At 49.7% G+C, this 22,769-nt stretch carries 21 protein-coding genes; 13 read left to right on the top strand and 8 right to left on the bottom strand.

Annotated features, from left to right (window positions below):
* The first annotated feature begins 4 nt into the window (after positions 1-4).
* The 5 genes from MKX76_RS05145 (at position 5) to MKX76_RS05165 (ending at position 2,922) form a co-directional block, all read left to right on the top strand.
* Complete coding sequence (locus MKX76_RS05145; protein WP_341033137.1) at positions 5-484, top strand: Na+/H+ antiporter subunit E; 480 nt, start codon at positions 5-7, stop codon at positions 482-484.
* Entirely contained in the window at positions 481-753 is a 273-nt protein-coding gene (locus tag MKX76_RS05150; RefSeq protein WP_028407176.1) for a Na(+)/H(+) antiporter subunit F1, read from the top strand. The genes MKX76_RS05145 and MKX76_RS05150 overlap by 4 nt, the downstream gene beginning before the upstream one ends.
* Before the next feature lie 4 nt (positions 754-757).
* The gene (gene mnhG, locus MKX76_RS05155; RefSeq protein WP_341035023.1) at positions 758-1,159 is read left to right on the top strand and encodes a monovalent cation/H(+) antiporter subunit G; all 402 of its coding nucleotides are present in this window, start codon (positions 758-760) and stop codon (positions 1,157-1,159) included.
* 268 nt (positions 1,160-1,427) lie between these two features.
* On the top strand, positions 1,428-2,387 hold the full coding sequence (locus MKX76_RS05160) for a GNAT family N-acetyltransferase (protein ID WP_341033138.1): 960 nt from the start codon (positions 1,428-1,430) through the stop codon (positions 2,385-2,387).
* Between the two features lie 7 nt (positions 2,388-2,394).
* A complete protein-coding gene (locus MKX76_RS05165) occupies positions 2,395-2,922 on the top strand; it encodes a DUF402 domain-containing protein (RefSeq protein WP_341033139.1) in 528 nt (175 codons plus the stop codon).
* A gap of 203 nt (positions 2,923-3,125) precedes the next feature.
* Here the strand turns inward: MKX76_RS05165 and MKX76_RS05170 are convergent, their stop codons facing one another.
* Positions 3,126-3,743: a TVP38/TMEM64 family protein gene (locus MKX76_RS05170; RefSeq protein WP_007128402.1), complete on the bottom strand. Its 618-nt coding sequence runs from the start codon at positions 3,741-3,743 to the stop codon at positions 3,126-3,128.
* A gap of 335 nt (positions 3,744-4,078) precedes the next feature.
* Positions 4,079-5,056, bottom strand: a complete 978-nt coding sequence (locus tag MKX76_RS05175; RefSeq protein ID WP_341033140.1) for a CPBP family intramembrane glutamic endopeptidase — start codon at positions 5,054-5,056, stop codon at positions 4,079-4,081.
* Positions 5,057-5,412: 356 nt separating this feature from the next.
* Between MKX76_RS05175 and MKX76_RS05180 the strand changes: the two genes are divergently transcribed.
* On the top strand, positions 5,413-6,279 hold the full coding sequence (locus MKX76_RS05180; RefSeq protein ID WP_341033141.1) for a YitT family protein: 867 nt from the start codon (positions 5,413-5,415) through the stop codon (positions 6,277-6,279).
* Between the two features lie 67 nt (positions 6,280-6,346).
* Here MKX76_RS05180 and MKX76_RS05185 read toward each other — a convergent pair whose 3' ends face one another.
* From MKX76_RS05185 to MKX76_RS05210, 6 genes are all read right to left on the bottom strand, one after another.
* The gene (locus tag MKX76_RS05185) at positions 6,347-6,559 is read right to left on the bottom strand and encodes a hypothetical protein (RefSeq protein ID WP_028407171.1); all 213 of its coding nucleotides are present in this window, start codon (positions 6,557-6,559) and stop codon (positions 6,347-6,349) included.
* Positions 6,560-6,629: 70 nt separating this feature from the next.
* Complete coding sequence (locus MKX76_RS05190; protein ID WP_341033142.1) at positions 6,630-7,208, bottom strand: thymidine kinase; 579 nt, start codon at positions 7,206-7,208, stop codon at positions 6,630-6,632.
* A gap of 175 nt (positions 7,209-7,383) precedes the next feature.
* The gene (locus MKX76_RS05195) at positions 7,384-7,779 is read right to left on the bottom strand and encodes a hypothetical protein (RefSeq protein WP_341033143.1); all 396 of its coding nucleotides are present in this window, start codon (positions 7,777-7,779) and stop codon (positions 7,384-7,386) included.
* Positions 7,780-7,783: 4 nt separating this feature from the next.
* A complete protein-coding gene (locus tag MKX76_RS05200; RefSeq protein ID WP_341033144.1) occupies positions 7,784-9,172 on the bottom strand; it encodes a HAMP domain-containing sensor histidine kinase in 1,389 nt (462 codons plus the stop codon).
* Positions 9,169-9,840 carry a response regulator transcription factor gene (locus tag MKX76_RS05205; protein WP_341033145.1) on the bottom strand — a complete coding sequence of 224 codons (672 nt, stop codon included), beginning with the start codon at positions 9,838-9,840 and terminating at the stop codon, positions 9,169-9,171. The genes MKX76_RS05200 and MKX76_RS05205 overlap by 4 nt, the downstream gene beginning before the upstream one ends.
* Before the next feature lie 22 nt (positions 9,841-9,862).
* Positions 9,863-11,986: an MMPL family transporter gene (locus MKX76_RS05210; RefSeq protein WP_341033146.1), complete on the bottom strand. Its 2,124-nt coding sequence runs from the start codon at positions 11,984-11,986 to the stop codon at positions 9,863-9,865.
* A 352-nt stretch (positions 11,987-12,338) separates the two neighbouring features.
* Between MKX76_RS05210 and MKX76_RS05215 the strand changes: the two genes are divergently transcribed.
* The 7 genes from MKX76_RS05215 (at position 12,339) to MKX76_RS05245 (ending at position 22,766) form a co-directional block, all read left to right on the top strand.
* On the top strand, positions 12,339-14,084 hold the full coding sequence (locus MKX76_RS05215; protein ID WP_341033147.1) for an RNA polymerase sigma factor: 1,746 nt from the start codon (positions 12,339-12,341) through the stop codon (positions 14,082-14,084).
* Between the two features lie 172 nt (positions 14,085-14,256).
* Positions 14,257-15,165 (top strand): EamA family transporter, encoded by a 909-nt coding sequence (locus MKX76_RS05220; RefSeq protein ID WP_341033148.1) that lies wholly within the window; start codon positions 14,257-14,259, stop codon positions 15,163-15,165.
* A gap of 268 nt (positions 15,166-15,433) precedes the next feature.
* Positions 15,434-16,183, top strand: coding sequence for a GTP pyrophosphokinase (locus tag MKX76_RS05225; RefSeq protein ID WP_007128391.1), 750 nt, complete (start codon positions 15,434-15,436; stop codon positions 16,181-16,183).
* A gap of 97 nt (positions 16,184-16,280) precedes the next feature.
* Positions 16,281-17,414, top strand: coding sequence for an NAD(P)/FAD-dependent oxidoreductase (locus tag MKX76_RS05230; RefSeq protein WP_341033149.1), 1,134 nt, complete (start codon positions 16,281-16,283; stop codon positions 17,412-17,414).
* Between the two features lie 123 nt (positions 17,415-17,537).
* Positions 17,538-18,818, top strand: coding sequence for an MFS transporter (locus tag MKX76_RS05235; RefSeq protein ID WP_007128389.1), 1,281 nt, complete (start codon positions 17,538-17,540; stop codon positions 18,816-18,818).
* Between the two features lie 395 nt (positions 18,819-19,213).
* Positions 19,214-21,847, top strand: a complete 2,634-nt coding sequence (locus tag MKX76_RS05240) for a heparinase II/III domain-containing protein (protein ID WP_341033150.1) — start codon at positions 19,214-19,216, stop codon at positions 21,845-21,847.
* The gene (locus tag MKX76_RS05245) at positions 21,795-22,766 is read left to right on the top strand and encodes an ABC transporter permease (protein ID WP_445669835.1); all 972 of its coding nucleotides are present in this window, start codon (positions 21,795-21,797) and stop codon (positions 22,764-22,766) included. Before MKX76_RS05240 ends, MKX76_RS05245 begins: the two co-directional genes overlap by 53 nt.
* Positions 22,767-22,769: the final 3 nt, after the last annotated feature.

Here is a 22,769-nt window from a genome sequence, read left to right on the forward strand (position 1 = left end):
GGTTATGGGACAACAAATCCTTTTGAATATCGTCATTGCGATGATTTGGATGTTTTTGAAAGACGAGCCGACCCCGCAGCAGTTCATTGTCGGCTATATCATAGGTATGCTGATGATCTTCTTGCTGCGGAGATTCTGGCCGAGCGGTTTTTATATGCGGAGGCTGTGGTCGATATTGCTGCTGCTGCTTTTGTTCTTCAAAGAGCTGTTCAAGTCTAGCGTCACCGTGATTGGCCAGATTTTGCAGCCGAAGCTAAATGTGCGGCCCGGCATCTTCGCGTATACGACCGAGCTGAAGTCGGATTGGGAAATTACCGTACTCTCATGCCTCATATGCTTGACGCCGGGAACCCTTACGCTGGAAGTATCCCCGGACGGGCAGACCTTGTATATACACGCGATGGATATCGAAGATACCGACGAGCTGTCGGAACAGATCCGGGGAACATTCGAGCGCGCGATTAAGGAGGTGACCCGGACATGATCAACGGCATACTGATTGCTTCGCTCATCATATTGTCGCTGGCGATTCTCGCCTGTCTGTACCGGTTGATCAAGGGACCGTCCATGAATGACCGGATCATGTCGCTGGACACCATCGGCATTCTGCTGCTCTCGATCATCGCGGTGCTCTGCATGCTGTTCAGGACCACGGTATATGTCGATATTATCCTGCTGATCGGGATATTAACGTTTATCGGAACGACGGCGCTGGCCAGATACATTGAGAGGGGTGATGTCATTGACCGCTGAAATGATGAGCCGGATCGGTGAGTTTCTGATTGCTATTATCGTGCTTCTCGGTGCGCTACTAGGCGCTTTAAGCGCCTTTGGCCTCGTCCGGCTGCCGGACGTGTATATGCGTTCCCATGCCGCTACCAAGAGCGCTACGCTCGGCGTTCTGATGATCTTGGCCGGAGCCTTCCTGTATTTCGCTTTCTATCTGGACCATATCAGCGTTAAGCTTCTTCTTGGGATCGTGTTTGTGTTCATTACCGGCCCGGTGGCGGGTCATCTGAACGGACGGGCAGCCTATCGTTCAGGCGTGTCCCTGTGGGAGGGGAGCGTCCATGACGATCTGAAGCCTGTGCTCCGGCGCGAGCGGGAGCAGCTGCAAGCCGGGAAATCCGAATCCGGTGAGAAGGTCAAGGATGTATAGCATCTGTAACATCTGGCTTGTCGAAGGAAAAGACAGAACGCTACAATCGGAATGTTTCAAACGATATAAATAAGCATGTTCTGCAAGCCGCCGATCTTGGCGGCTTGTTTCATGAATTTGCGACTTTCTATTGAAGCTTCGTGATATGGTAGAATAAACCAAAGGCGTGCGAAGTTTAATCCAGCGTGCTGCAATCGGATTAGGAGGCCGCCTGCAGGAGCGATTGATAGCAGGGTTACATTCGCTCGCGAAGGAGGGAGTTGGAAAGATGAATGTCATTCACGAAAAGATCGATTGGAGGCAGTTATCGGAATTTCTTGCCCGGATGAATCGACTCAAACAGCATCACGTCGGCTATTGCGGCGAACAAGAAGAGGAAATTTACGGTACGTTGATGGAGGACTTTGCTGAGGAAGCCAACCGCGTACGGAGATTTACGGTTATTGCGCGCGAAAGTCGGATGATTGGAGCGCTCGGTTTCCAAGTGGATGAAGAGGGCCGGTCTGCAGAGATATGGGGACCCTTCATCGATGCTGGAGAGGCCGAATGGGCTCCACTCGCGAATCAGTTATGGAGCGAGGGATTATCCAAGCTGGATGCAGCCGTGGATACGATGTACGGTTTTTATAATATGGAGAATACTTATTGTGCGCAGTTTATGGCGGAATTGGGCGCTGAACGTTCAGGGATTCACACCATCCTGAAATCAAGAGGTAATTCGCGCGAGATTTGGATTTCGGATTCGACCTTAGCCGAATCAACTGGGGTGCAGGACATCACGCCGGAATATGAGGCTGCTTTCCTTAAACTGCATGAGATGACCTTTCCAAACACCTATTATGGAGCGAAGCAGATCTTGGAACGGTTGGACGGTGACCGAAGGCTGTTCGCAGCGGTGGATCATGGGGAGCTTGCAGGATACGTCTATGTGGAAGCGGAACCTGAGTTTAGGGAAGGCAGTATTGAATACATCGCCGTTTCGGGTGATTTCCAGCGAAGAGGGTATGGTAAAAAGCTGCTGGCGAAGGCGCTCCGTTATTTGTTCGAGAACGTAGGCGCGGAGGAGATTTCGCTGTGCGTAAGCCGGGACAATATCGGTGCCATCCGGTTATACGAAAGCATGGGCTTCGAAACGGAGCATCAGCTTGCGGCATTTGTCTTTAAGACGGCAGGAAGATCCTTGGTTCAGGAACAGGGCCGGTTTGGTGCACCGTCCGAGAGGAGTTGAAGAAATCATGCCGATAGGGCCAATGGCTAAAGGAAACAGCATCCTTGAGCGAAAAATTCGCTATGATGCCACCGTTGTTGATCACCACTGCAAGCTCTTGAAAGCTGAAGGCAGCACCGTCATTCTTGTGCATCAAAATGAGCGATCGTTCTCGATGAAGGCCGGCGCGAAGGAGCTTACGATATCCAAGGGGGTGCTCACCTTTGCCTACTATTGGATCGATCAGCCTTATAACCTGTATTATTGGAGGGATGCGAACGGGAACGAGCTTGGCGCGTATTTCAACATCGTCAGAAATACGCATGTATCCGAAGAGGCGGTATCCTTTGAGGATTTGATTATCGATCTGCTGGTGCTTCCTGGCGGGGATTATTATATTTTGGATGAAGACGAGCTGCCTGAACCGCTGCATCAATTTGAGGACGGGTTCGTACAGAAAGCCCTGCAAATGCTGCTCGACCGTAAAGAGCACATCCTTCGGGAAGCAGCCGTGGAAACCGAGCGGCTATGGCAGGAAATGAAGGGGCTAAGCTAGAAGCATGCAGGTGGATGGCAGCCTCGTTGTAGGAATAGGTGAGTACAGGAAACGATCCGTATCTCGTTGGTTGTACTTTGATATGTTTAAAAGCCCGTCATCCCATGCAGGGACATGACGGGCTTTTAAACATCCCTGACGGGAGTTTCTGCCTTGATAGGTCATTTGAGCATCGATCTCATGGTTAGAATCTCGGACCGGGCTTAAGTCTGCTCGTCCGAGTGGTGATACCGGTTCTCCATCTTCTTGCCTGCCAGCCACAGCAGCCACAGCACAATAGCTGCGACCAGAATCCGCCAAGGCTGCTGGACGAATCCCTGCCAGTCGTGCCCGATAAAGGCGACCATGAAGATCATGACGGACTTCCCGGCCATGACGGCGATGGTAAAGGTGCTTGCCGATACGGTGCTGATCCCTGAGGCAATATTAATCAGCGAGGACGGGGTGAACGGGAAGCAGTACAGAATGAAGATCGGGGTAAAGCCCTTTTCCTCAATCCAATGAAAGAAACGCTGTGTTCCCGGCATCCGCTTCTGAATAAGCAGTCCCAGCTTACCGCCAAGCTTGCGCGCAATCCAAAACACCGTGATGGATCCGAGGCAAACCCCGATCCATGATAACAAGAACCCCCACCATAATCCATACGCCGCGGCGTTCCCCATAACCAGCACGATCAAAGGAAGAAACGGAAGGAACGCCTCGAAGAAGGGCAGCAGGATTCCGGGCAGCGGTCCCAGCTCGGAGTATTCCTTAAGCCAACGCTGCACCTGCTCCATGTCCAAATCTTTTAAATAGGTCCATATGTGTTGAAGCCAATCCATGTTGAGTACAATCCTCTCCCTGCATCCAAACTAAGACAAACTAACATACGGTTCGTAGGGAGCTGACGGATATACGTTGATAAGCGCACAAACGGCAATGTCTTACGAAGCATCCGGCCAAGCGGCATCCCTGAAGTATGTAATTGTCAGCATTGTAATAAAGGCAGTTTCCTTATGTAACCAGTGAGCACTGGCGGTTGTTCCATATTATATCATACGGATTCGGATATATTAAAATTTGACATGTTCGTCTGTCCTGACAGTGGACCGATATCCTTAAGGAACTAAAACGTAAAGCTCCCACCCGCTGGTCGGATGGGAGCTTTGCTGTAGTTTTATCTCGTCCGTTCATTGCCTCCCTGCGAGGCTTCCACAGGCAGGGCGGCTATTTGATCAGGGTCCGGATCCGGATCAATGGCACTCCAATCGATGCCTTTTCGAATCGACCAGATCAGCAGGAAGATCACCCCGATAATGACCGAGCCGATGGAGATGAGGTAGCTGCCGAGTGGAGACAGGTATTCTACCTCTACGATGGCGGAGCTGGAGGGTACGATTACATAACGGACCATTTCCAGCCAAGCAAGATGGAAGCCGATGCTCATCCATAGATGGTTTGTTACGATGCGGGACAGCTGAAGCGCTGCACTGAAGACTATCAAGCTGATGATATATTCTGTGGTGATGAGATCCCAAGTGCCGATACCGATGGCAACCATCCAAGCGGTTATCGCAATCGGGGCCATAACGAACAATACAATTTGAAAGAGCAGCGCGAGCCAGCGGGGAAACCGGGTGTTCAGATTGCGGTACAAATATCCCCTGAAGGTTATCTCCTCGGGGAAGGCTTCATAGAAAAAGGCGATCATCGAATTGATCAGAATCACGAGGAGCGTAGGTATAGGGAGATGAACATCGACGACCCGCAGCCAGCCAAGCGTGCTGCCGAGCAGCAGGGAGGCGGCCATGACCAACACGATAAAGCCGATCCCGAGCAAGAAATAACGGAATCCGGACGGCGGGGAAGCGAGTCCGATCCCGCGCCATGGCCGCCGGTCGGCATAACGTCTGAGCAGGTAGATCAGCGGAACCGATACGGATGTCGTAACCACGGCAAGCAGAATCTGCTGCCCGAGCGTCGACAGGCCATAGGAGCCGCCCACGGTAGCCGCCACGACGGCCAGCCCTAGTCCGGCAACGAACGCGAGCCAGCCAAACAGGATGCGCCAGAACAAATGGAGCCGTCCGTCATCGCGACGCGAGGACGGAGGATTGCCGAGCTGCTGATCGTTGTTTTCCGCTGCTAATGACATGGCGGATTCTCCTTTCATCTATGAATTGCCGGTTTGTAAAACTTCCAAACCGATCTTTATATGTATAGTGATGACTCTAGTATTGTGTTCCTTTCAAGAGAACCTATTTTTCTCAGAGGGGCTGCCGGTATGCTGTAAAACGAAGCGGACGAGTTCACTATTGGATAGATAAAAATAGAGCATTTACGTGATAGATTTCGATGGCCACGAATATTTTCGGCCACCCTAAGCTCTTAATAAATGCTTGATCAGCTTGGGTTTCTAGCAGCATCAGCATTGACATGACCTTAAAACTTTTAATAAAATGTTATTTCGACAGGCTTTACGTGTGAAAAAAGAGACAAAAGGAGTTGGAGATGGTCAAAAATCATAAGAAGCTGACGATGGGCGAGATCGTCAAGAGGTTTATCTTCATTACGGTCGGTGCCATCCTGATGGCGGTGGCGCTTGAGATATTCCTGGTGCCGAATGAAATTATCGACGGGGGCATTACGGGTATTTCCATCGTATTATCCGAAATTACGCCAATTAAGCTAGGTTTGTATCTCTTCGTGATTAACCTGCCGTTCCTGTTTATCGGGTATAAGCAGATCGGCAAAACATTCGCTTTTTCGACCTTGTACGGAATCGTGATGCTGTCGGTGGCGACAACATTTCTGCATCATTTCGAACCGTTCACTAACGAGAAAATTTTGGCCGTGCTCTTCGGCGGCTTGATTCTGGGTCTTGGGGTCGGGCTCGTGATCCGTTACGGCGGAGCCCTGGACGGAACCGAAATCGTGGCGATTCTTCTATCGAAGAAGCTTCGTCTCCCTGTCGGGCAGATCATCATGATCATTAATGTATTCATCTTTATCACGGCGGGCTTTGTGTTTGGAGCGGACTCGGCCATGTATTCGATCTTCTCCTACTACATCGCTGCCAAGGTCATGGATATCGTCGTAGAAGGACTGGATGAATCCAAGTCTGTCACGATAATCTCGAACGAGTATGAGGAAATTTCCAGTGCCATTATGCAGCGGCTGGGCCGCAGCACGACCATGATTTATGCGAAGGGCGGGTATTCCCAAGAGGACACGCAGATGATTTATTGCGTGATCACCCGATTGGAAATCGCCAAGCTGAAGACCGTGGTTCAGGAGATCGACAAGAATGCCTTCATATCGATCCAGAATGTGGCCGACGTGCTCGGCGGAAGCATGGCGAAGAACAATATTCACTAAAAAACAGGGTGTTTCACGGACTCATGCCATCGGTCCTTGAAACACCCTGTTTTTGGCGGCAGCCGCACTAACCCTTCACTTCGAAAAACTCGCAGTTGTCTCTCCCGTGGTAACCGAGTGAGCTCACCCCGGACTGCGTGATGATTGTGTCTTCGGTAAACCGGATCACGATGCCTCCCGATTCGACGAGGTGGTTATCTTTGAAGATGCGAATGGGGATCTGCTTCTCCAATACTTCCTTGAAATCCGCATCGGTCACCAACGGCCTGACAATCGGCATAACCATTCTACTCCTTTCGGTTAGAACTCAGTAGCTGACGGGTGATTAAATGCTAAATGCAATGGATCCATTACGGCTGAGGCAGCGGCGGATTTGCATGGCATTTCCGGCAGACGGGAAAATACGTGTCATTTCCCCCGATCAATATCTGTTCGCCGGTATAGACCGGCTTACCGTCTATTACCCTAAGATTCATCGTTGCCTTGCGCTCGCAGAACCAGCAGATCGTCTTCATTTCCTCGATTTTATCCGCATAGATCAGCATCCAGCGGCTGCCTTCAAACAGCTCGTTCCGGAAATCGTTCTTGAGCCCAAAGCCCATAACCGGCACGTTCAGCTCATCTACGATTTTGACAAGCTGCAGAATGCTCCCTTTACTCAGGAACTGGCATTCATCCACCAGAACACAATAAGGCTTTGGTTCGTGATCCTTCACGATGCTGTAAATATCGGTGTCCTCGAATATAGGAATCGCCTCCCGGCGCAGGCCGATCCGCGAGGATACGTATCCGATCGCATCCCGGTCGTCTATGGCTGATGTAAAGAGGAGGACAGGCTTGTTCTGCTCCTCGTAGTTATGGGCGACCTTCAAAATCTCGATGGATTTGCCGCTGTTCATTGATCCGTATTTGAAAAATAATTGAGCCATGCCTTCGTTCCTTTCCCCGTTTACGCTTGATGTCGTTCATCCCTAAAGTATGACGCGCAGTGTCTATTGTCGCATTATAGAGGCGCGTTGTCCATGACCTTCTCACGAACAAAGCCAAGTCTCCACGCGGGAGTGCTTGGCTGTTTCTGTTTTGCAATATAGAAGGTTTTATGGCTTACGTTGGTTCCTTTTCTGTAAAAAATGTAATGAAAACAAACAGCAGAAAAGCAAGCAGCAGCACCGAACCGCCAACAATAAATAAAATCATGACCAAAGTTTCGTTCAACTCAAACGGATTCAGATTGTACATCCACATCCCGAAGGTTAGTCCGAAGGCGCCCAATATGGCCATCCAGCCATGGACCGCTACCAGCTTTTTATATTTTACCTTAAAAGCTCTGTAAAAAATGCCCCAAGCAAATACCGACAACCAGCCAACCAGTAATATGTGAGCATGGATCGGACGCAGGGAATAATCGATTTCGCCTGACATTTTGGATCCGACGTAAGTTCCGAGGATGCCGAATAGCGCCGCATATCTTATTAATCGCAAACTCCATTTTTGTTCCATCAATTTAATCCTTTCCTTCCTTCGGAAACGTGACGGTAAAGGTTGTTCCTTTCCCGAGCTCGCTGTCGAGCGTTATGGTTCCGTTTAATAAAGTGACGATTTCCTTTACAATGGACAGGCCAAGCCCTGTCCCATCTTTCTTGCGGGTCGCGTCTACCCGGTAGAAGCGATCGAAGACTTGCTCAGCCGAAGCTTCCGATAGGCCGATCCCGGTGTCCTCGAATGCGAGGATGATTTTGTCTTTTTTGTTGCTGCATGATATATAGATGTGGCCGTTCGGCCGATTATACTTAATGGCATTTGTAATCAGGTTATCCCAGACGATCCCGAGCAGCTCGCGGTCGGAGAATAGCTTGGCTTCATCCATTTTGTAAGAGATGGTCAGGTTCCGATCCTGCAGGCTCCAGAGATGCTTTTTGACGGACTCCTTGATCTGTAAATCCAGGCGGACCAGGCTTTTTCTAACCGGATAACCGGATTGGTCGAGAGATGTAATCAGCAGCAGCTGCTTGGTCAAATTGGACAATCTCTTGGCCTCGTCGTTGACGATGCCGGCATACTGAATCCGCTCCTTCGCTGGCAGATCCGGGTTGATGAGGAGGTCTGCATAGCCCTGGATATTCATCAATGGTGACTGGAAGTCGTGGGATACATTGCTGATGAAGGACTTACGCGCGACGTCGTTGTGTCGCAGCTGCTGCTGCATCTGCAGGAAGTTTTGGGCCAGCTGACCCAGCTCATCCTTGCGTCGGATTTCCAGCGAATACGTAAAATCATCATTGGTAATCGCTTTGGTTGCCTCAGAAAGCTCGGAAATGGGATAGATGAGCCGCTTGGTCATTTTGATTACGCCCAGCAGGCTCACCACGGCAACTGCCAGAATAAATCCCGCGAGCATCATATGAATATCGGAAAATAGGGTTTTGCTGTCCGGTTTAACAAACAGTGCATATGGCTCTTGACCGATTTGCAGGGGGATCCCGACGGTATTTCTTAAATCATTGGAGAAATGGCCCATCATCCAGAATTGATCCCATATGTTGTCTTTGCCCATATACGGAGTGCCGTTTAATACCTGGTCCAACGTGCGTGCCGGCAGCCGGCCGTGCTCAAAGGGCTCGCCGAAGAAATACTCATCCCCGGAACCGTTGGCCAAATACATCTGATATCCTAATCGTCCGACTGACTCCAGGAAGGGCTGCAGGGAATGGCTTGATACGTGCATTTCCTCTAGGACATGGACGATTTGCTTGGCGACCTCCACGTTTTGCTGGGTGATTTCGTCTTTGGTAAACGCCAGATAGACGACGTTGACCAGAACAAATCCGATCAGGACGCTGATCCCCAGAATGAGCAGTGTAGCTGATATAAACTCCCGGTATAAAGTTCTCATTCGGCAGCCTCTAGCTTGTAACCAATACCCCGGACGGTTTGGATTTCGATTGAAGCGTTGTAACGTTTGAGACGGTCGCGAATCCGGTTCATATGCGTATTTAACGTTAGCTCGCTGCCATCGTAATCCTCGCCCCATGCCTGCTCCAGAAGAACGGAACGGGGAGTGACCTTGTTGGCTCTGGCAGCCAGCAACGTCAGCAGCTCAAACTCTTTTAGAGGAAAGAGAATGGTTTCATCATTGATGATCACTTCAAAATCGTTTCGGTTAATTTTCACATTGCCGACCTTTACGACACTTTCCATCGCGCGGCCATAGCGGCGAAGGACTACGGCAACCCTAAACAGTAATTCCTTCGGCTCGAAGGGCTTCACGAGATAATCCTCGGAGCCTGATTTGAATCCCTGCTCCTTGTCGGATATTTGCCCCTTTGCTGTCAACAGAATGACGGGGATGTCCAGCTCTTTCGTTAATATTCTAGTCAGGGAGAAGCCGTCCATTCCGGGCATCATGACATCCACTATGGCTAGACTCACCTCTGTCTCCTCCAGAAGCTCAAGCGCATGCTGTCCGTTATTGGCCTGTAAAACCTCATAGCCTTCCCGCGATAAATGGATTGTCACAAGCTGCAGAATATCGTAGTCATCGTCCACAACTAAAATCTTCATGAAAGTCCCCTCCTACCTTGCATTAAGCCTGGGCTGTGTGCTTTTTCTGCTCCGTATCCTTTTCAAATAATAAAATTAAGGAAGGAAGCAGGACGCCTCTCACCAGGAATGTATCGATCAATATGCCAATGGCAACCATAAAGCCGAACACAAAGAGGTCGGCAATCGGCATGGTGGTCAGCGCTGCAAAGGTTGCAGCCAAAATAACGCCTGCCGAGGAGATGATCCCACCCGTATTGAGGATAGCCACTTCAAGCGCGTCCTTTACTTTTAATGCTGCTCTCTCCTCAAGAAAGCGGGAGATTAGAATAATATTATAATCAATTCCAAGAGCCACCAGGAATATAAACGCATAGACAGGAACCCGCGTGCCGATGGACTCATAACCGAACAGAACATCTACCAGGAATAATCCAAGACCTAGAGCCGATACATAAGAAATCAGGATCGTGGCCATCATGTACACCGGCATTTTTAACGAACGAGTCAAGAAGATAAGAAGAATGAGAATCAGAACCGTTTCCAAGACAACTACTTTGACGATGTCATTGTTGTTTGTCGTCCGTTCATCGACTAGTTTGGCTGTCACGCCGCTATAGTAAACATCGCCCTGAAGAGACAACTCGTGAAGGATGGCGTCAGACTCCTTTTGGAGCTCATCCACAAAGTCGATCGCCTCGGTTGAATATGGATTCAGCGTCAAGGCTGCACTGAATTTTGCCGCTTTGGAATCTTCAGTAATGCCAGTCAGGCGGACGGACTCGATCTCTTCGTAACTTTCCAGCTTCATCAGAAACTGATCGGTCTGCTCCTCGGTTAGCGCATTCTCGGATTCCAGAAGAATCGTGGAAGGCGCAAGCTCGCCTTTGTTATATTTGGACTCTATGATTTCATAACCAACGCGGGAAGGCAGATCCTCCGGAAATTTCTTGACGGCGTCGAATTCGTATTTCAGGTTAAAGACGTTCAAGGCGGAAACGACCATGAAGAAGGCCACGATTCCGCCGGTCAATAGCGGCTGATTCACCACAACTTTAGCGACTGTTCCCCAGAAACCGTGTTTGATTTGTTGTTTCTGGCCGAAATTGGGAACCTTAGGCCAGAATGCTCTCCGTCCAAACAGGGTGAACAGGGCAGGGACAAGGGTGACGGAAGCCAGCATAATGATGAGCATGGCCACGCCGAAGACCGGAGCGAAGTTTTGGTAATCACGGAAATCCGTAAAGAACAAAATAAGCATAGCAGCAAGCACGGTGCCGCCAGCAAAAAACACCGGCTCACCAGTAGCGCGCATAGCGTGCTGCATCGCGGCATATTTGCTTTCGTGTTTATTCAATTCCTCGCGGTATCGCGAGAACACGAACAATGAATAATCGATCACGGCGGCAAACAGCAGGATGCTCATGATTGAGGTGGTCGAATTGTTGATTTCAAGTCCGGCTGCGCCCATCAAGGCAACGGATTGATTGACCACCTGATATACGATGACCGTGGCAAGCAGCGGTATGAGGGCAAGCAGCGGCGAACGGTAAATAACGATCAATAATACGAGAATGATGATAACGGTGGCAAGAAGCAGAACGAAGTCCGCCTGCTCGAAGAGTTTGATCGTATCGCCGGCGATCCCCGCCGGGCCAGTAATATAGAAGTCAGTGTTCAGACCCTTAGCAATATCATTGCCAAGCCTGAAGGCTTCATCATTGATTTCCGCATACTCATGGTTGCCAAGGCCCGGTTCCAGGCTCATGGGAACGATAATGGTAGAGTTATCCGCCGAAATGAAAGCCTTTAAGGCTTGAGGCGGCAAAGTGCCGATATTTACAATGGATTTAACTCCCTGAATATCGGCTGAGATGATTCCATAAGTGATGCGCTTGACTTCATCCAGATTAATATCTCCTAATGCATTATGAAAAACCAGAATCCCTGGCGTTCCCTGGTCGCTCGGAAACGTCTTCTCCAATTTGTTCTCGGCAATGATGGATTGCGCTTCATCCGGGAGTGATTGGAAGCTGGTTGCTTTGTAATCACCAAGCCTCGGACCGGCGCTTAACCCGATCATTACGATCAGCCAGATCAGGATCGATATCCACATGCCTCTTTTGGTTGAGACCCAATCGGTTATGGGTCTTAATACCCTTCTCAAAGGTTATTCCCCCTCCTTGTTTTGTCGCACTTACTCTAGCACAGCTCAATAAATTTAATATAAACTCGTCCCTCACCATGGGCTTTGGGCAAATCCGCGGAATGGCTGTAAGCAAGAGGGACAGATGGATGCCGGCAACCGAAGTGGACAAATATCTTCGGAAGATGCTGAGCTAAGGAGCCGGTAGATCTGACTGACAAGAACCTATGGTAATATAGTCAAAAGCAGAGATCACCGGAGCCTGAAACAAAATTGCGGTAAAGAGGATGCAAAGTTTTTTTGCAAAATTGTCAGAAATGCCTCAATCCCCGAGTCATATAAGCAGTCAACGAAATGAAAGAGGGTATAGACATTGGAAGCGACAGCAGACAAACGGACAGATTGGGATGAAATGGAAGACAGCGAGTTGGTCATTCGCGCCCAGGCAGGGGAACGGGAGGCTTTCGGCGAGCTGGTACGCAGACACCGAGCAAAGGTATACGGCTATGCCAGAGCCATTACCCAGGAGTCCTATCTGGCGGAGGACATCGTTCAGGATGCGCTGTTGCGCGCTTTCCTGCACCTCAGCAAGCTGGTCGATGCGGAGCGGTTCCTCCCCTGGATGCAGCGGATCGTACGGAACCAGGCGTACACCAGGCTCAAGGCGAGACCCACGCTTCAGGAGCAAACGTTCACGGAGCTGGAAGGGGGAGGTCGCTTGAGCGGCCAGGAGGACGGCGAATGGAACGATCTGGACCGCATTCTGTTCAGGCTGAACCGGACCGCGAATGAAGCGGCTGCTTCTGCCAATGCTCCCGAGGAGAAGCTGCTTCAGAAGGAAACGCTGCATACGTTAACCGACATCATTCGTTGCCTGAAGCCGCGAGAGCGGATGATCTTCGAGTCCCATTTCTTCGACCAGCTGTCGCCGCAGGAAATCGCCAAGCTGTTTCAGCTCTCTTCGGCCAATGTATACCAGATTATTTCCAGATCTCGCAAAAAGGTGATCCAGGAAAAAATCCGCGTTACCGTTGACTCCTATATGAAAACAAGAAGGGATATGGGAATTATGAGCAAACGGATTTTGGACTACGGCAAGGAGTTTCACGAAACAGGCACATGGACGACAGCGGCGGATGTGATTTACAAAATGCTGCAATATACGGATCGCAAGCTCTCGCTGCCGATGGTGATGGGACTGACCGGTCATGCCTTCCGCATCAATATCGTACCGAAGAGCGTCCATATTGCGGGACCGACCGGCTATAATTTCAGCGAAGTGCTTCCTAGGGGGCTGCACAATATCGGTTTTCACGCGAAGGTAATCGACGGGATGTCTCCGAATATCGGCGAAAACAGCAATCTGCTTGACCCTTCATTGACGGGGAAGGATGCGATGGGCAAACGCAGCATTCATCGTGAGCTCCCGCGAGCGCTGGATTTGATCCACCGCTCACTGGATCAGGGGATCCCGGTCCTGGCATGGGATCTGTTCTTCCCGGAATTCGGCACCGTGTATGGCTATGACGATGAGAACCGGCTATTATATGCCGAGGAATGCGGAAAGGTGGAGACGCTGCCATTCGATCATCTGGGCAGAAGCGTGCTCGAGGAGATTTTTGTTCTTGCCATTGACGGCAAAGTGGATCTGACGCTGAAACAGCAGCTCAGGCTGTCGCTGGAATCGGCGATTGAGCATTACGAAGGCAGGGAGAGCGCAATTCCGGCTAACTGCGTCAAAGGATTGGCGGCCTATGATGCGTGGCTCGAAGCGCTGGAGGGCGGCGCGATTGAGCCGAACGGCCATGCCTATAATATTGCAGTGCTGAGGGACGCGCGTTATTATGGGGCGGAGTTCTTTAAAGAGCTGAAGCAGGCTTGGCTGCTTGAGGAGAAGTCGGAAGAGCTGACCCGGCATTTTGATGAAGCGTCGGCCTTATACCAAGGGATGCATGAGAAGCTCGATGAGCTGCACCGGCTGTTCCCGTTCCCGCAAGGGGGCCAGCCGAACGATTCTCTCACCGCTAGAGAGGCAAGAGGCTTGGTTGAAGGGATTAAGCCGCTTGAATCCCAAGCACTGGAGTGCATGAAGGAGATTCTGGCGCTGATCGGAGACTAAGAACGTAGGCATCCTAGCGGACAAACCGGTTGTTTACATTCCACGAATTCTATTTTAGAATGGAAACATAATTAGATAGAATCTTATAAGACGAACCCCATTTTTTATTGTTTTCTGGATCCAAAACAATGAGAAATGGGGTTTTTTTGACGTGTGGAGGAGGAACGAAACATTGTATCAATTGCTGAAGAACTCGTTGTATGTTTTTTTAGGGGCGTGCTGCTTCGGGATTTTATCTACGGTCGTAAAGCTGGCATACCGGGACGGATTCCAGTTTGAACAAGTGATGCTGAGTCAATTCGGAACAGGGTGGCTTATTTTGCTGGTCCTCATGCTGCTGTTCGCGAGACGAAGGGTGACCTGGAAGCAGGCGGTTCGTCTTGCCGGCGTCGGCTTATGCACCTGTCTGACCGGCGTTACATATTATCTTTCGCTGCAGAGCATTCCGGCCTCCATCGCCGTTGTGCTGCTGTTTCAATTTACCTGGATCGGGGTGATCATCGAATCGATCGTATACCGCAGGCTCCCGGACAAAGCGACCGTCCTTTCGATCGCCATTCTGTTTCTCGGGACGCTGATGGCTGGAGGCATTCTCGGTACGGGCGAGCTTCAGCTTAACCTGAAAGGAACGCTGCTTGCTCTTGCGGCTGCCGTCATGATGGCATTATTCGTCTTCTTCAGCGGGCGGGTTGAGACCGGCATGCCGGCGATCACCCGCAGCTTCTATACATCGACCGGCGGTCTTGTCCTGCTGACGGTTCTGTTTGCGCCCAACGTATTTACGGGGAATGTCCAAATGGATAGCGGTAACGGCTTATGGATCTATGGCTTGATCCTGGGAACGTTCGGGGTCGTGCTTCCGGTGCTCCTGTTTGCGCTTGGTGCACCGAAAATCAGCACCGGCCTGGCTACGATTCTAGGAGCGGGGGAGCTTCCGGTGGCCGTCATCGCATCGGTGATGGTGTTGAACGAACAGGTAACTGCCGTTCAGTGGATGGGCGTATCTCTCATCCTGCTTGGCATCGCATATCCGCAATGGGCGGCGCAGCGAAGCCCGGGCATTCAATTGGCCAAGGATTAAGCGATTCTTTGGCCGGGGCTGATGTCCCGGCTTGGTGCACTTACATATCGGCAGGGGAGCGCATAGACGCGTGAGAATCCGGCAGTCAAACGATCGGTTCTTTTTTACGTCAACGTGATGAAGTTGCAGTGGTACCCGAAGATCAACTAAAATTTAGAGAGGGCGAAAACGAATCCCTGTTTCTAAATATTAACCACTCGAGAATGGAAGGGGCGGCAAGCCGTGAGCGCCTAGCGTTTATGTCCATTCGGCCGAAAGGAAGTTATTCATGAATGTAATGCAAATGGAACAATTGAAGCTGATCCGTACGGAAATCACCAGGTTTATGCTGAAATATAAATTCGCGCTGGACGAAATCGAAACCAAAATCGAGATTCTGAAGGAAGAGTTTCAGGCTCTGCATGACTACAGCCCGATCGAGCATACGAAATCCCGCCTGAAATCGCCGGAAAGCATGATGAAGAAGCTGCTCCGCAAGGGAGGAGAAATCTCCTTGGCCTCGATCGAGGAGAACATCAAGGATATTGCGGGACTGCGGATCACGTGCTCCTTCATTTCCGATATTTATAAAATCAGCGAGATGCTGCAGAAGCAAAGCGATCTGACCGTCTTGAACGTCAAGGATTACATCAAGCATCCGAAGCCGAACGGATATCAGAGCTTGCATCTGCTCGTAGAGGTGCCGGTGTTTTTCTCCGATCGGGTGGAGAAGGTATGCGTGGAAGTGCAAATCCGGACCATCGCGATGGATTTCTGGGCAAGCCTGGAGCATAAAATCTTCTATAAATATAATAAGTCGGTCCCACAGCGGCTGCTTGAGGAGCTGAAAGCCGCGGCGGATACAGCTAATGCGCTGGACCATCAGATGGAGCGGCTGAACCGTGAGGTTCAAGCCATCAAGGATATGCACGATGAAGACTCCTTGCTGGAGGAGCTAAAGAGCATTCAGATCAACAACCACAAATATCAGCTGCCGGCCGGGCTGCTGGAGATTTTCTCGGAGGGTGAAGAAGCTTGAGTCTAGGTGAATCTTCACCGTGTATAATCGAATACATGCAAAGATAAGCCGCGAAGTTCGCGGCTTTTTAATAGACTGATTCTGAAAGGATGTAACCATGAAGAAAGTCATCGTCATTGGATCGGGAATCGTCGGAGCCTCGACAGCCTACGCGTTAGCCAAGCAAGGAGCAGAGGTGCTTGTCATTGACCGTAAAGATGTAGGACAAGCCACCGACGCAGCTGCAGGCATTATCTGCCCCTGGCTGTCGCAAAGGCGCAATCAGGCATGGTACCGGCTGGCCAAGGCCGGCGCGCGCTTCTACCCCGGTTTGATCAAAGAGCTTACCGGGGAGGGGGAGACCGAGACGGGCTATGCCCAAGTTGGTGCGATTAGCATCCATCATAGCCAAGAGAAAATTACCGCGATGGAGGAGCGGGCACAACGCCGTAAAGCGGATGCACCGGAGATTGGCGAAATTACCCGCCTAAACGAAAGGCAAACCCGTGATTCATTTCCTCTGCTGGCAGAAGGCTATCAATCTGTACATATCAGCGGCGCCGCACGGGTAGATGGCCGTGCACTCCGAGATGCGCTGCTCCGATCGGCGCAGCGAAACGGCGCGGTTTTGATTAACGGGGATGCGAGGCTGCAATATCAATCGGGACGCGTCACCGGGGCTGTTGTCAATGGGCGAAGCTTCCTTGCCGACAAAGTCGTGGTATGTGCAGGCGCATGGGCGGATCAGCTGCTGAAGCCTTTAGGCATTCGCTTTAAGGTACATTATCAAAAAGCGCAAATCATGCATCTGCAGCTTCATAATCAGCAAGATACAAGCCATTGGCCAGTAGTCATGCCGCCTTCTGACCAATATTTGCTCGCTTTCGATCAGCAGAAGATCGTCATCGGAGCGACTCACGAGAATGATGTAGAGGGATACGATACCAGGGTGACCGCCGCCGGAATGCAGGAAATTCTGAATAAAGGGCTGGAGCTGGCGCCTGGCTTGGCCGACAGCACCTTCCAAGAGGTAAGAGTCGGTTTTCGCCCATTCACGCCGGGCTTTCTTCCGGTGATCGGAGCTGTTCCCGGCTGGGAGGGTCTATTAACCGCCAATGGGCTTGGAGCATCCGGTTTGACGATGGGGCCTTTTATCGGGAGCCAATTGGCAAAGCTGGCGCTGGGGCTGCCGATCGATATCGATATTCAGGATTATGATGTGCGGAAGGCGATGGATGAAGTAGAAGGATGATAAATTCAAGATTTTAGGCTGCTACAAAATTATGCTTCTTGAAGTTTCTGAATCGTTAATTTTCCAGAATGCTGCACAATGGTCAGCATCAATCGGGGATGCCGAAGTATTAGGAGAAAACAAATGGAGAAGAAGTCCAAAGGGTCTATTTTAGAAATATGGAGTAAGTATCCTATATATAGGGACATACAAATCTCCACGATTCTAACCAGCTTTTTTAACTGGAGTTCTTTCATAGCAATGCTTTTCTTATTAGGGGAAATCACAAATTCAGGCATTGAATTAGGAGTTTTATGGGCTCTTAGTGGTTTATCTCCGTTAATATTTACTGCGTTTCTCGGAGTCTATTTAGACAGGTGGAATAAGAAACGGAGTATCATTTATTCCGATTTTTTAAGGTCTTTAGCATTTTTACTTTTCTTATTTATACCTTTTACTGAAGGGTTTATCTCGGTTTTTATTTTCTTTATATCAAGATTTTTTACAGGGTTATTAGGCTCTTTTAACTCAACTGCAAAACAAGTGGTTATTCCTCAAATTGTTCAAAAAGAAGATCTAGTAGTAGCTAATTCTTACAGCTATATGATCACAAGTACGGTTCGTCTCAGTGGAGCTGCAGTAGGTGGAGTAATAGTTTCTTTTTTCGGAATTAATATAGCATATTTATTAACCGCCTTATCTTGTTTGTTCTCTTCTTTTTTAATAGCTAGGCATAACTGGAATGAAGGCAGCATTAACAAAAATGATAGTATTAAAAAAAACTTTTGGAAAGAGCTTTCATCAGGGTTAGCGTTTGCAAGGAATAATTTATATGTGAAAATGATATTAATATCTTCCATTACAATCGGGACAATTATTGGCAGCTATAATCTAATGTTAGAAAGGTATAGTAGTGTAGTCTACGCTGAACAAGAATACTATCTAAGTTTGTTATACATTTCAGAAGGAATAACTTCGGTATTAATTGGTTATATCGTAGCTAAGAAAAATCTGATCTTTAAAAAGAAGTGGAAGTATGGTGTAATGTATGTTGCTACGGGGTTAGCATGGATCTTGTTTAGTTTCTCAACAAATATAATTCAAGGAATATTATCTCTAATACTCTTTGGTTTGTTTTCTGCACTTATAGTACCATTCGAACGATTTACGATGCAAAATGTAGTACCGGATTATCTAAGAGGTAAAGTGTTTAGTTTATGGGGAACTTTAACCGCAGTAGCTATTCAAGCTGGTGCGCTAATAACAGGTTTTATTATAGATTTTTTTGGGATTCAAGCCGTGAATCAGATAACAGGTTCTTTCCATTTATTGTTTGGTCTTATTTTCACTATAATATTCGCCTTTAATCTAAATAAATCACAAACAATATCATCAACTAAGCGGGAGGGTACAGAAATTCAATAATTAAAATTTCTAGAAGGGGGTTGAAGAAGGACAAAAATCTAGCCCAAGTGAGAAGTCGCCTACGTGGCGGCTTTTATCTTTATAAGGGTAACTTTAGCTAGTTCATTTTCCTTAAGATACAAAAAAGCATGATTCATTTTCCAGTTAGTTAGATTTTTTAGGCACGATATTAGAACAATAGCTCAATGGAAGTGGATAATCAATAAGTTTAAAAAGCATACGGCCAAGTGGCTAGCCGAGGATTAAGCAAATAGGTTTAACGAAAAAGAAAAATTTAAATTGACAGCATTTAATATATACAAGTAAAATACATGTATATTTAGCGATGGCCATATCAAGCTTGATCAAGACAGCATGAAGCCTGATCAACGAGACCGATCAATAAAGCGATGAACATGGTGAAGAATCAAGAGAGGGGCGTTATTGATTTGTACCGGGTAGAGATGATTAGAGTTCCGCTCCTCGAGACCGGCGAGACCCATACGCTGGCGTTCAGGTTCATCGATCCTTCCGGCAGCGTCATGCAAGGCTGCACCCCGGCGGGCATCGTTACCTGTGAGCCGTCACAGGTGCTTCAGGCGGACGGGTTGACGCTGAGCGCGATGGAGCCAGGCGATGCAGAGGTTAAGGTGGACTTTGGTGATAAACGATTCCCTGCCGTCTGCTGGCGTGTTACGGTTATACCGCCTTCCGAGCCCATACATAGAATAACAATCCGGAGCCCGCGAATTTTATTCCTTCGGGAAGAGGCTGAAGCATTCCGTCGGCAGATTAGAGGTAAGGAGGAAACAGCAGGGGATGGTGCTAAGCCCGATTCGGCGTCAGCCATCCAATACCCGAAGCTGTGGCACAGCTACTTAGAGCGGGCAGCCGATTATTTGAACGAGACGGGTTTTACGGTCCATTATCCTTCGATCTCCCAAGAGTGGCATGTATCGCTGCCGCTGGAGGAACCGGAGCCGACAGCAGATCCGGAGGGCTACACCGACTTTCCTTACTGGACGATGTACGCTCGGGCAATCGAGGAACGGCTTGTCGTGTTATCAACCGTTTATATCATCACGGGCATGACCGAATATGCCGAGAAGGCAAGACGTTATTTGCTCGCATTGGCTTCTTACGGAAAATGGTATGAGTTCGATCATCGGGGCGCCGAGGGCAATCTCAGCAATGCTCACTTTCTGATCGGCGTATCCGCTGCTTATGACGCCATCCGCGGCATGCTTACGGAAGAGGAAAGGCTCCATATAAGGGGATCCATCCTAAGTAAAGGATTGCAGCCGTTAGCCATGGATATCGGAAACCGGGATCGGCATAACATCGTGGCCGCCAAGCATGTTGCCATGATGTTCGGAGCGGCAGCGATCGCGGATGAAGTTCCGTATGCAGCCAAATATTTGCAGGCTTCACTTGATTATTTGACGGGTTACTTGGATTTCAAGCTGAATTCGGGGGAAACGGAAGGCTTTTTATATGATCAAGTAGCTGCAAGGCACGTATGGATGGCGGCTGATCTGTACCGAAGAATGACGGGAAATGCCGATCTGGTCAATCATCCTTATTTGGCGGAAGAGCTGCCGGAGCGTTTGCTGCATTTTTTATCCCCGGTTGTGAATACGTTTCCAAACTTCTCGGATTCGTTCTACAAGCTGGATATCGCATATGTCATGGCTATGACGGCCTCGCATCATGCCCATCCTGCAGCGGGCTGGTATATGCGAAGGTATGAGGCGGAGCATCCGGCTGCACTTTTATATCTTAAAGAGGAAACGCTTTCAATCAATCCGGAAGCTTATTACCAAGGAGCCGTCTCCGCCGTGTTCCAGCCGGTCGGCTGGGCTGCGCTGCGATCGGGTTGGGGGAGAGGCGATCACCTCTTATGCTTTACCTCAAGCCCGTCGGCCAAGGATCACAATCATAGGGATCAGAACCAGATCATGCTGAATGTCGGCGGCGAATGGCTTCTGACGGGCCCGGGCTATCAGGACTATGTGCCGGGCCCGAGAGCGGATTATACAACAGGCACGATCGGGCATAATTCGCTGCTTGTCAATGGACAGGGGCAGCAATCGCTCGGCGGCGGGTACATTTGCGACAGTTCGCTGTTCCCTTGCTTCGAAGTCGTAAGCGGGGACGCTTCGGCAAGTTATGGGGAAAGCCTAAGATCGTATCGCCGGACGCTGTATCATATCGACGCGTCTTATTATGTCATCGTCGACGATGCTGAGCTGAACCGGGAAGGGGATGAGGCGGAGCTGTTATTCCACACAACTTCATCCATTTACGGGCCTGATCATTCCCTGATCAGTCCGGGAGAATCAGTAGAGAAGTCCAGCCTGATGATTCGTGGGGATGAAGCTTCGGTTCGGCTGCTGTTTCTGGCTCCGGATCATCATCAGGTTTCCGTCCGGGACTATCCGGGGGCGGAAAGCTACGGACCTTTTATCAGCGTTAAAGCATCATCAGGGAGCAGCATTCGTTTCGTTACGTTGCTGATCCCGCAGTCCGGCGATGCAAGGAACATCACCGTAGACCATGTGACAACAAGCGGTATTAGCGGAATCGGCTTTACCGTACTAGAAGAAGGGGAGCGAAGGGATTACATGATGTTTTGCGATACAACAGAAACGATGGATTACGAAGGCTATTCATTCAGTGGTTCTGCCGTACGATTGAATTCAAGCATGATGGGGCAGGATCCTCTAGATTCCGGCAAATCCGGCAGACTTGATCTGTCCTGTGCGACACGCTTTGCAGGCCCGGGAATCCGCTACCGTTCCGAAGAACCTTTAAGCCTATATTTGGATACCGGAAGTTTGAGAGGGGCTGTTTATAACGGGAATTCGCGAGATGCGTCCTGCGAATTGTGCCTGGATTGGTCCGGTATTCGGCTAAACCTGATCGTTCCTCCCGGTAAGCATGATCTGGATTTGAAACAGGGATGGATCATTCCAGCCGAGGAAAGGGGTGAAACCAATGGAAACGCTCGTACAGGGCACGGAACCAGGAAAAAAACCGACCGCGACTAAGGCAAGCCGAGGCAAGCGGATTCGTGCGCGAATGTGGAAGGACCGCTATCTCTACCTGCTTCTGCTCCCGGGATTGTTGTATTTTATCGTCTATCGGTATGTTCCGATGCTGGGCATCACCATTGCATTTAAAGATTACAGCCCCTTCATGGGCATCGTCGACAGTCCTTGGACCGGCCTCGATAACTTCCGCCGCATATTCGAAAGCTCGGAAGTCGTTCAGGTGATCTGGAATACGCTGATCATTTCATTTCTGCAAATTATATTCGCTTTCCCTGCGCCGATCATCCTGGCAATCATGCTGAACGAGGTGGCGAACCCGCTGTTGAAACGGGTGATGCAGTCGGTGGTATACATGCCTCATTTCCTCTCGTGGGTCGTTGTGGTTGGGATCGTGACGATCTTTTTCCGAAATGAGGGCCTGGTTAACGACCTGCTGCGGGAAGCATTCGGCTCCCAGCAGACGATCGGCTTTCTGACCGAGCCGCAGTATTTCCGTCCGTTTCTGATTTTAGAGGTGATCTGGAAGGAAGCGGGATGGGGAACGATCATCTTCCTTGCCGCACTAAGCGGCGTAAATCCGGCGTTGTATGAAGCTGCCGTAATGGACGGCGCAAGCCGGTTCCGCCAAATCTGGCATATTACGCTGCCGGCGATCCGAAGCACGATCATCATCATGCTGATTATCCGGCTCGGGGACGTCCTAGAAGTAGGGTTCGAGCAGGTCTTCCTCCAGCTGAACGCATTCAATATGCATATCGGAAATACGCTGGATACCTATGTGTACTTTAAGGGAATTCAACAATCCGATTACAGCTTCTCAACCGCCGTCGGCGTGTTTAAAGGGCTGGTCGGGCTGATCCTGGTCATGAGCGCGAACAAATTATCCAAGCGCTTTGGCGAGCAGGGCGTCTATTGATCC

Origin of the sequence: Paenibacillus sp. FSL R5-0810 (genome assembly GCF_038002285.1) — a bacterium.
Lineage (GTDB): Bacteria > Bacillota > Bacilli > Paenibacillales > Paenibacillaceae > Paenibacillus_AQ > Paenibacillus_AQ lactis.

Bases quoted from the DNA above. Each gene is read 5' to 3' on its own strand.
- MKX76_RS05145 (WP_341033137.1), top strand. From the start codon at position 5: ATGGGACAACAAATCCTTTTGAATATCGTCATTGCGATGATTTGGATG.
- MKX76_RS05150 (WP_028407176.1), top strand. From the start codon at position 481: ATGATCAACGGCATACTGATTGCTTCGCTCATCATATTGTCGCTGGCG.
- mnhG (WP_341035023.1), top strand. From the start codon at position 758: ATGAGCCGGATCGGTGAGTTTCTGATTGCTATTATCGTGCTTCTCGGT.
- MKX76_RS05160 (WP_341033138.1), top strand. From the start codon at position 1,428: ATGAATGTCATTCACGAAAAGATCGATTGGAGGCAGTTATCGGAATTT.
- MKX76_RS05165 (WP_341033139.1), top strand. From the start codon at position 2,395: ATGCCGATAGGGCCAATGGCTAAAGGAAACAGCATCCTTGAGCGAAAA.
- MKX76_RS05170 (WP_007128402.1), bottom strand. From the start codon at position 3,743: ATGGATTGGCTTCAACACATATGGACCTATTTAAAAGATTTGGACATG.
- MKX76_RS05175 (WP_341033140.1), bottom strand. From the start codon at position 5,056: ATGTCATTAGCAGCGGAAAACAACGATCAGCAGCTCGGCAATCCTCCG.
- MKX76_RS05180 (WP_341033141.1), top strand. From the start codon at position 5,413: ATGGTCAAAAATCATAAGAAGCTGACGATGGGCGAGATCGTCAAGAGG.
- MKX76_RS05185 (WP_028407171.1), bottom strand. From the start codon at position 6,559: ATGCCGATTGTCAGGCCGTTGGTGACCGATGCGGATTTCAAGGAAGTA.
- MKX76_RS05190 (WP_341033142.1), bottom strand. From the start codon at position 7,208: ATGGCTCAATTATTTTTCAAATACGGATCAATGAACAGCGGCAAATCC.
- MKX76_RS05195 (WP_341033143.1), bottom strand. From the start codon at position 7,779: ATGGAACAAAAATGGAGTTTGCGATTAATAAGATATGCGGCGCTATTC.
- MKX76_RS05200 (WP_341033144.1), bottom strand. From the start codon at position 9,172: ATGAGAACTTTATACCGGGAGTTTATATCAGCTACACTGCTCATTCTG.
- MKX76_RS05205 (WP_341033145.1), bottom strand. From the start codon at position 9,840: ATGAAGATTTTAGTTGTGGACGATGACTACGATATTCTGCAGCTTGTG.
- MKX76_RS05225 (WP_007128391.1), top strand. From the start codon at position 15,434: ATGAATGTAATGCAAATGGAACAATTGAAGCTGATCCGTACGGAAATC.
- MKX76_RS05230 (WP_341033149.1), top strand. From the start codon at position 16,281: ATGAAGAAAGTCATCGTCATTGGATCGGGAATCGTCGGAGCCTCGACA.
- MKX76_RS05235 (WP_007128389.1), top strand. From the start codon at position 17,538: ATGGAGAAGAAGTCCAAAGGGTCTATTTTAGAAATATGGAGTAAGTAT.
- MKX76_RS05240 (WP_341033150.1), top strand. From the start codon at position 19,214: ATGGTGAAGAATCAAGAGAGGGGCGTTATTGATTTGTACCGGGTAGAG.
- MKX76_RS05245 (WP_445669835.1), top strand. From the start codon at position 21,795: ATGGAAACGCTCGTACAGGGCACGGAACCAGGAAAAAAACCGACCGCG.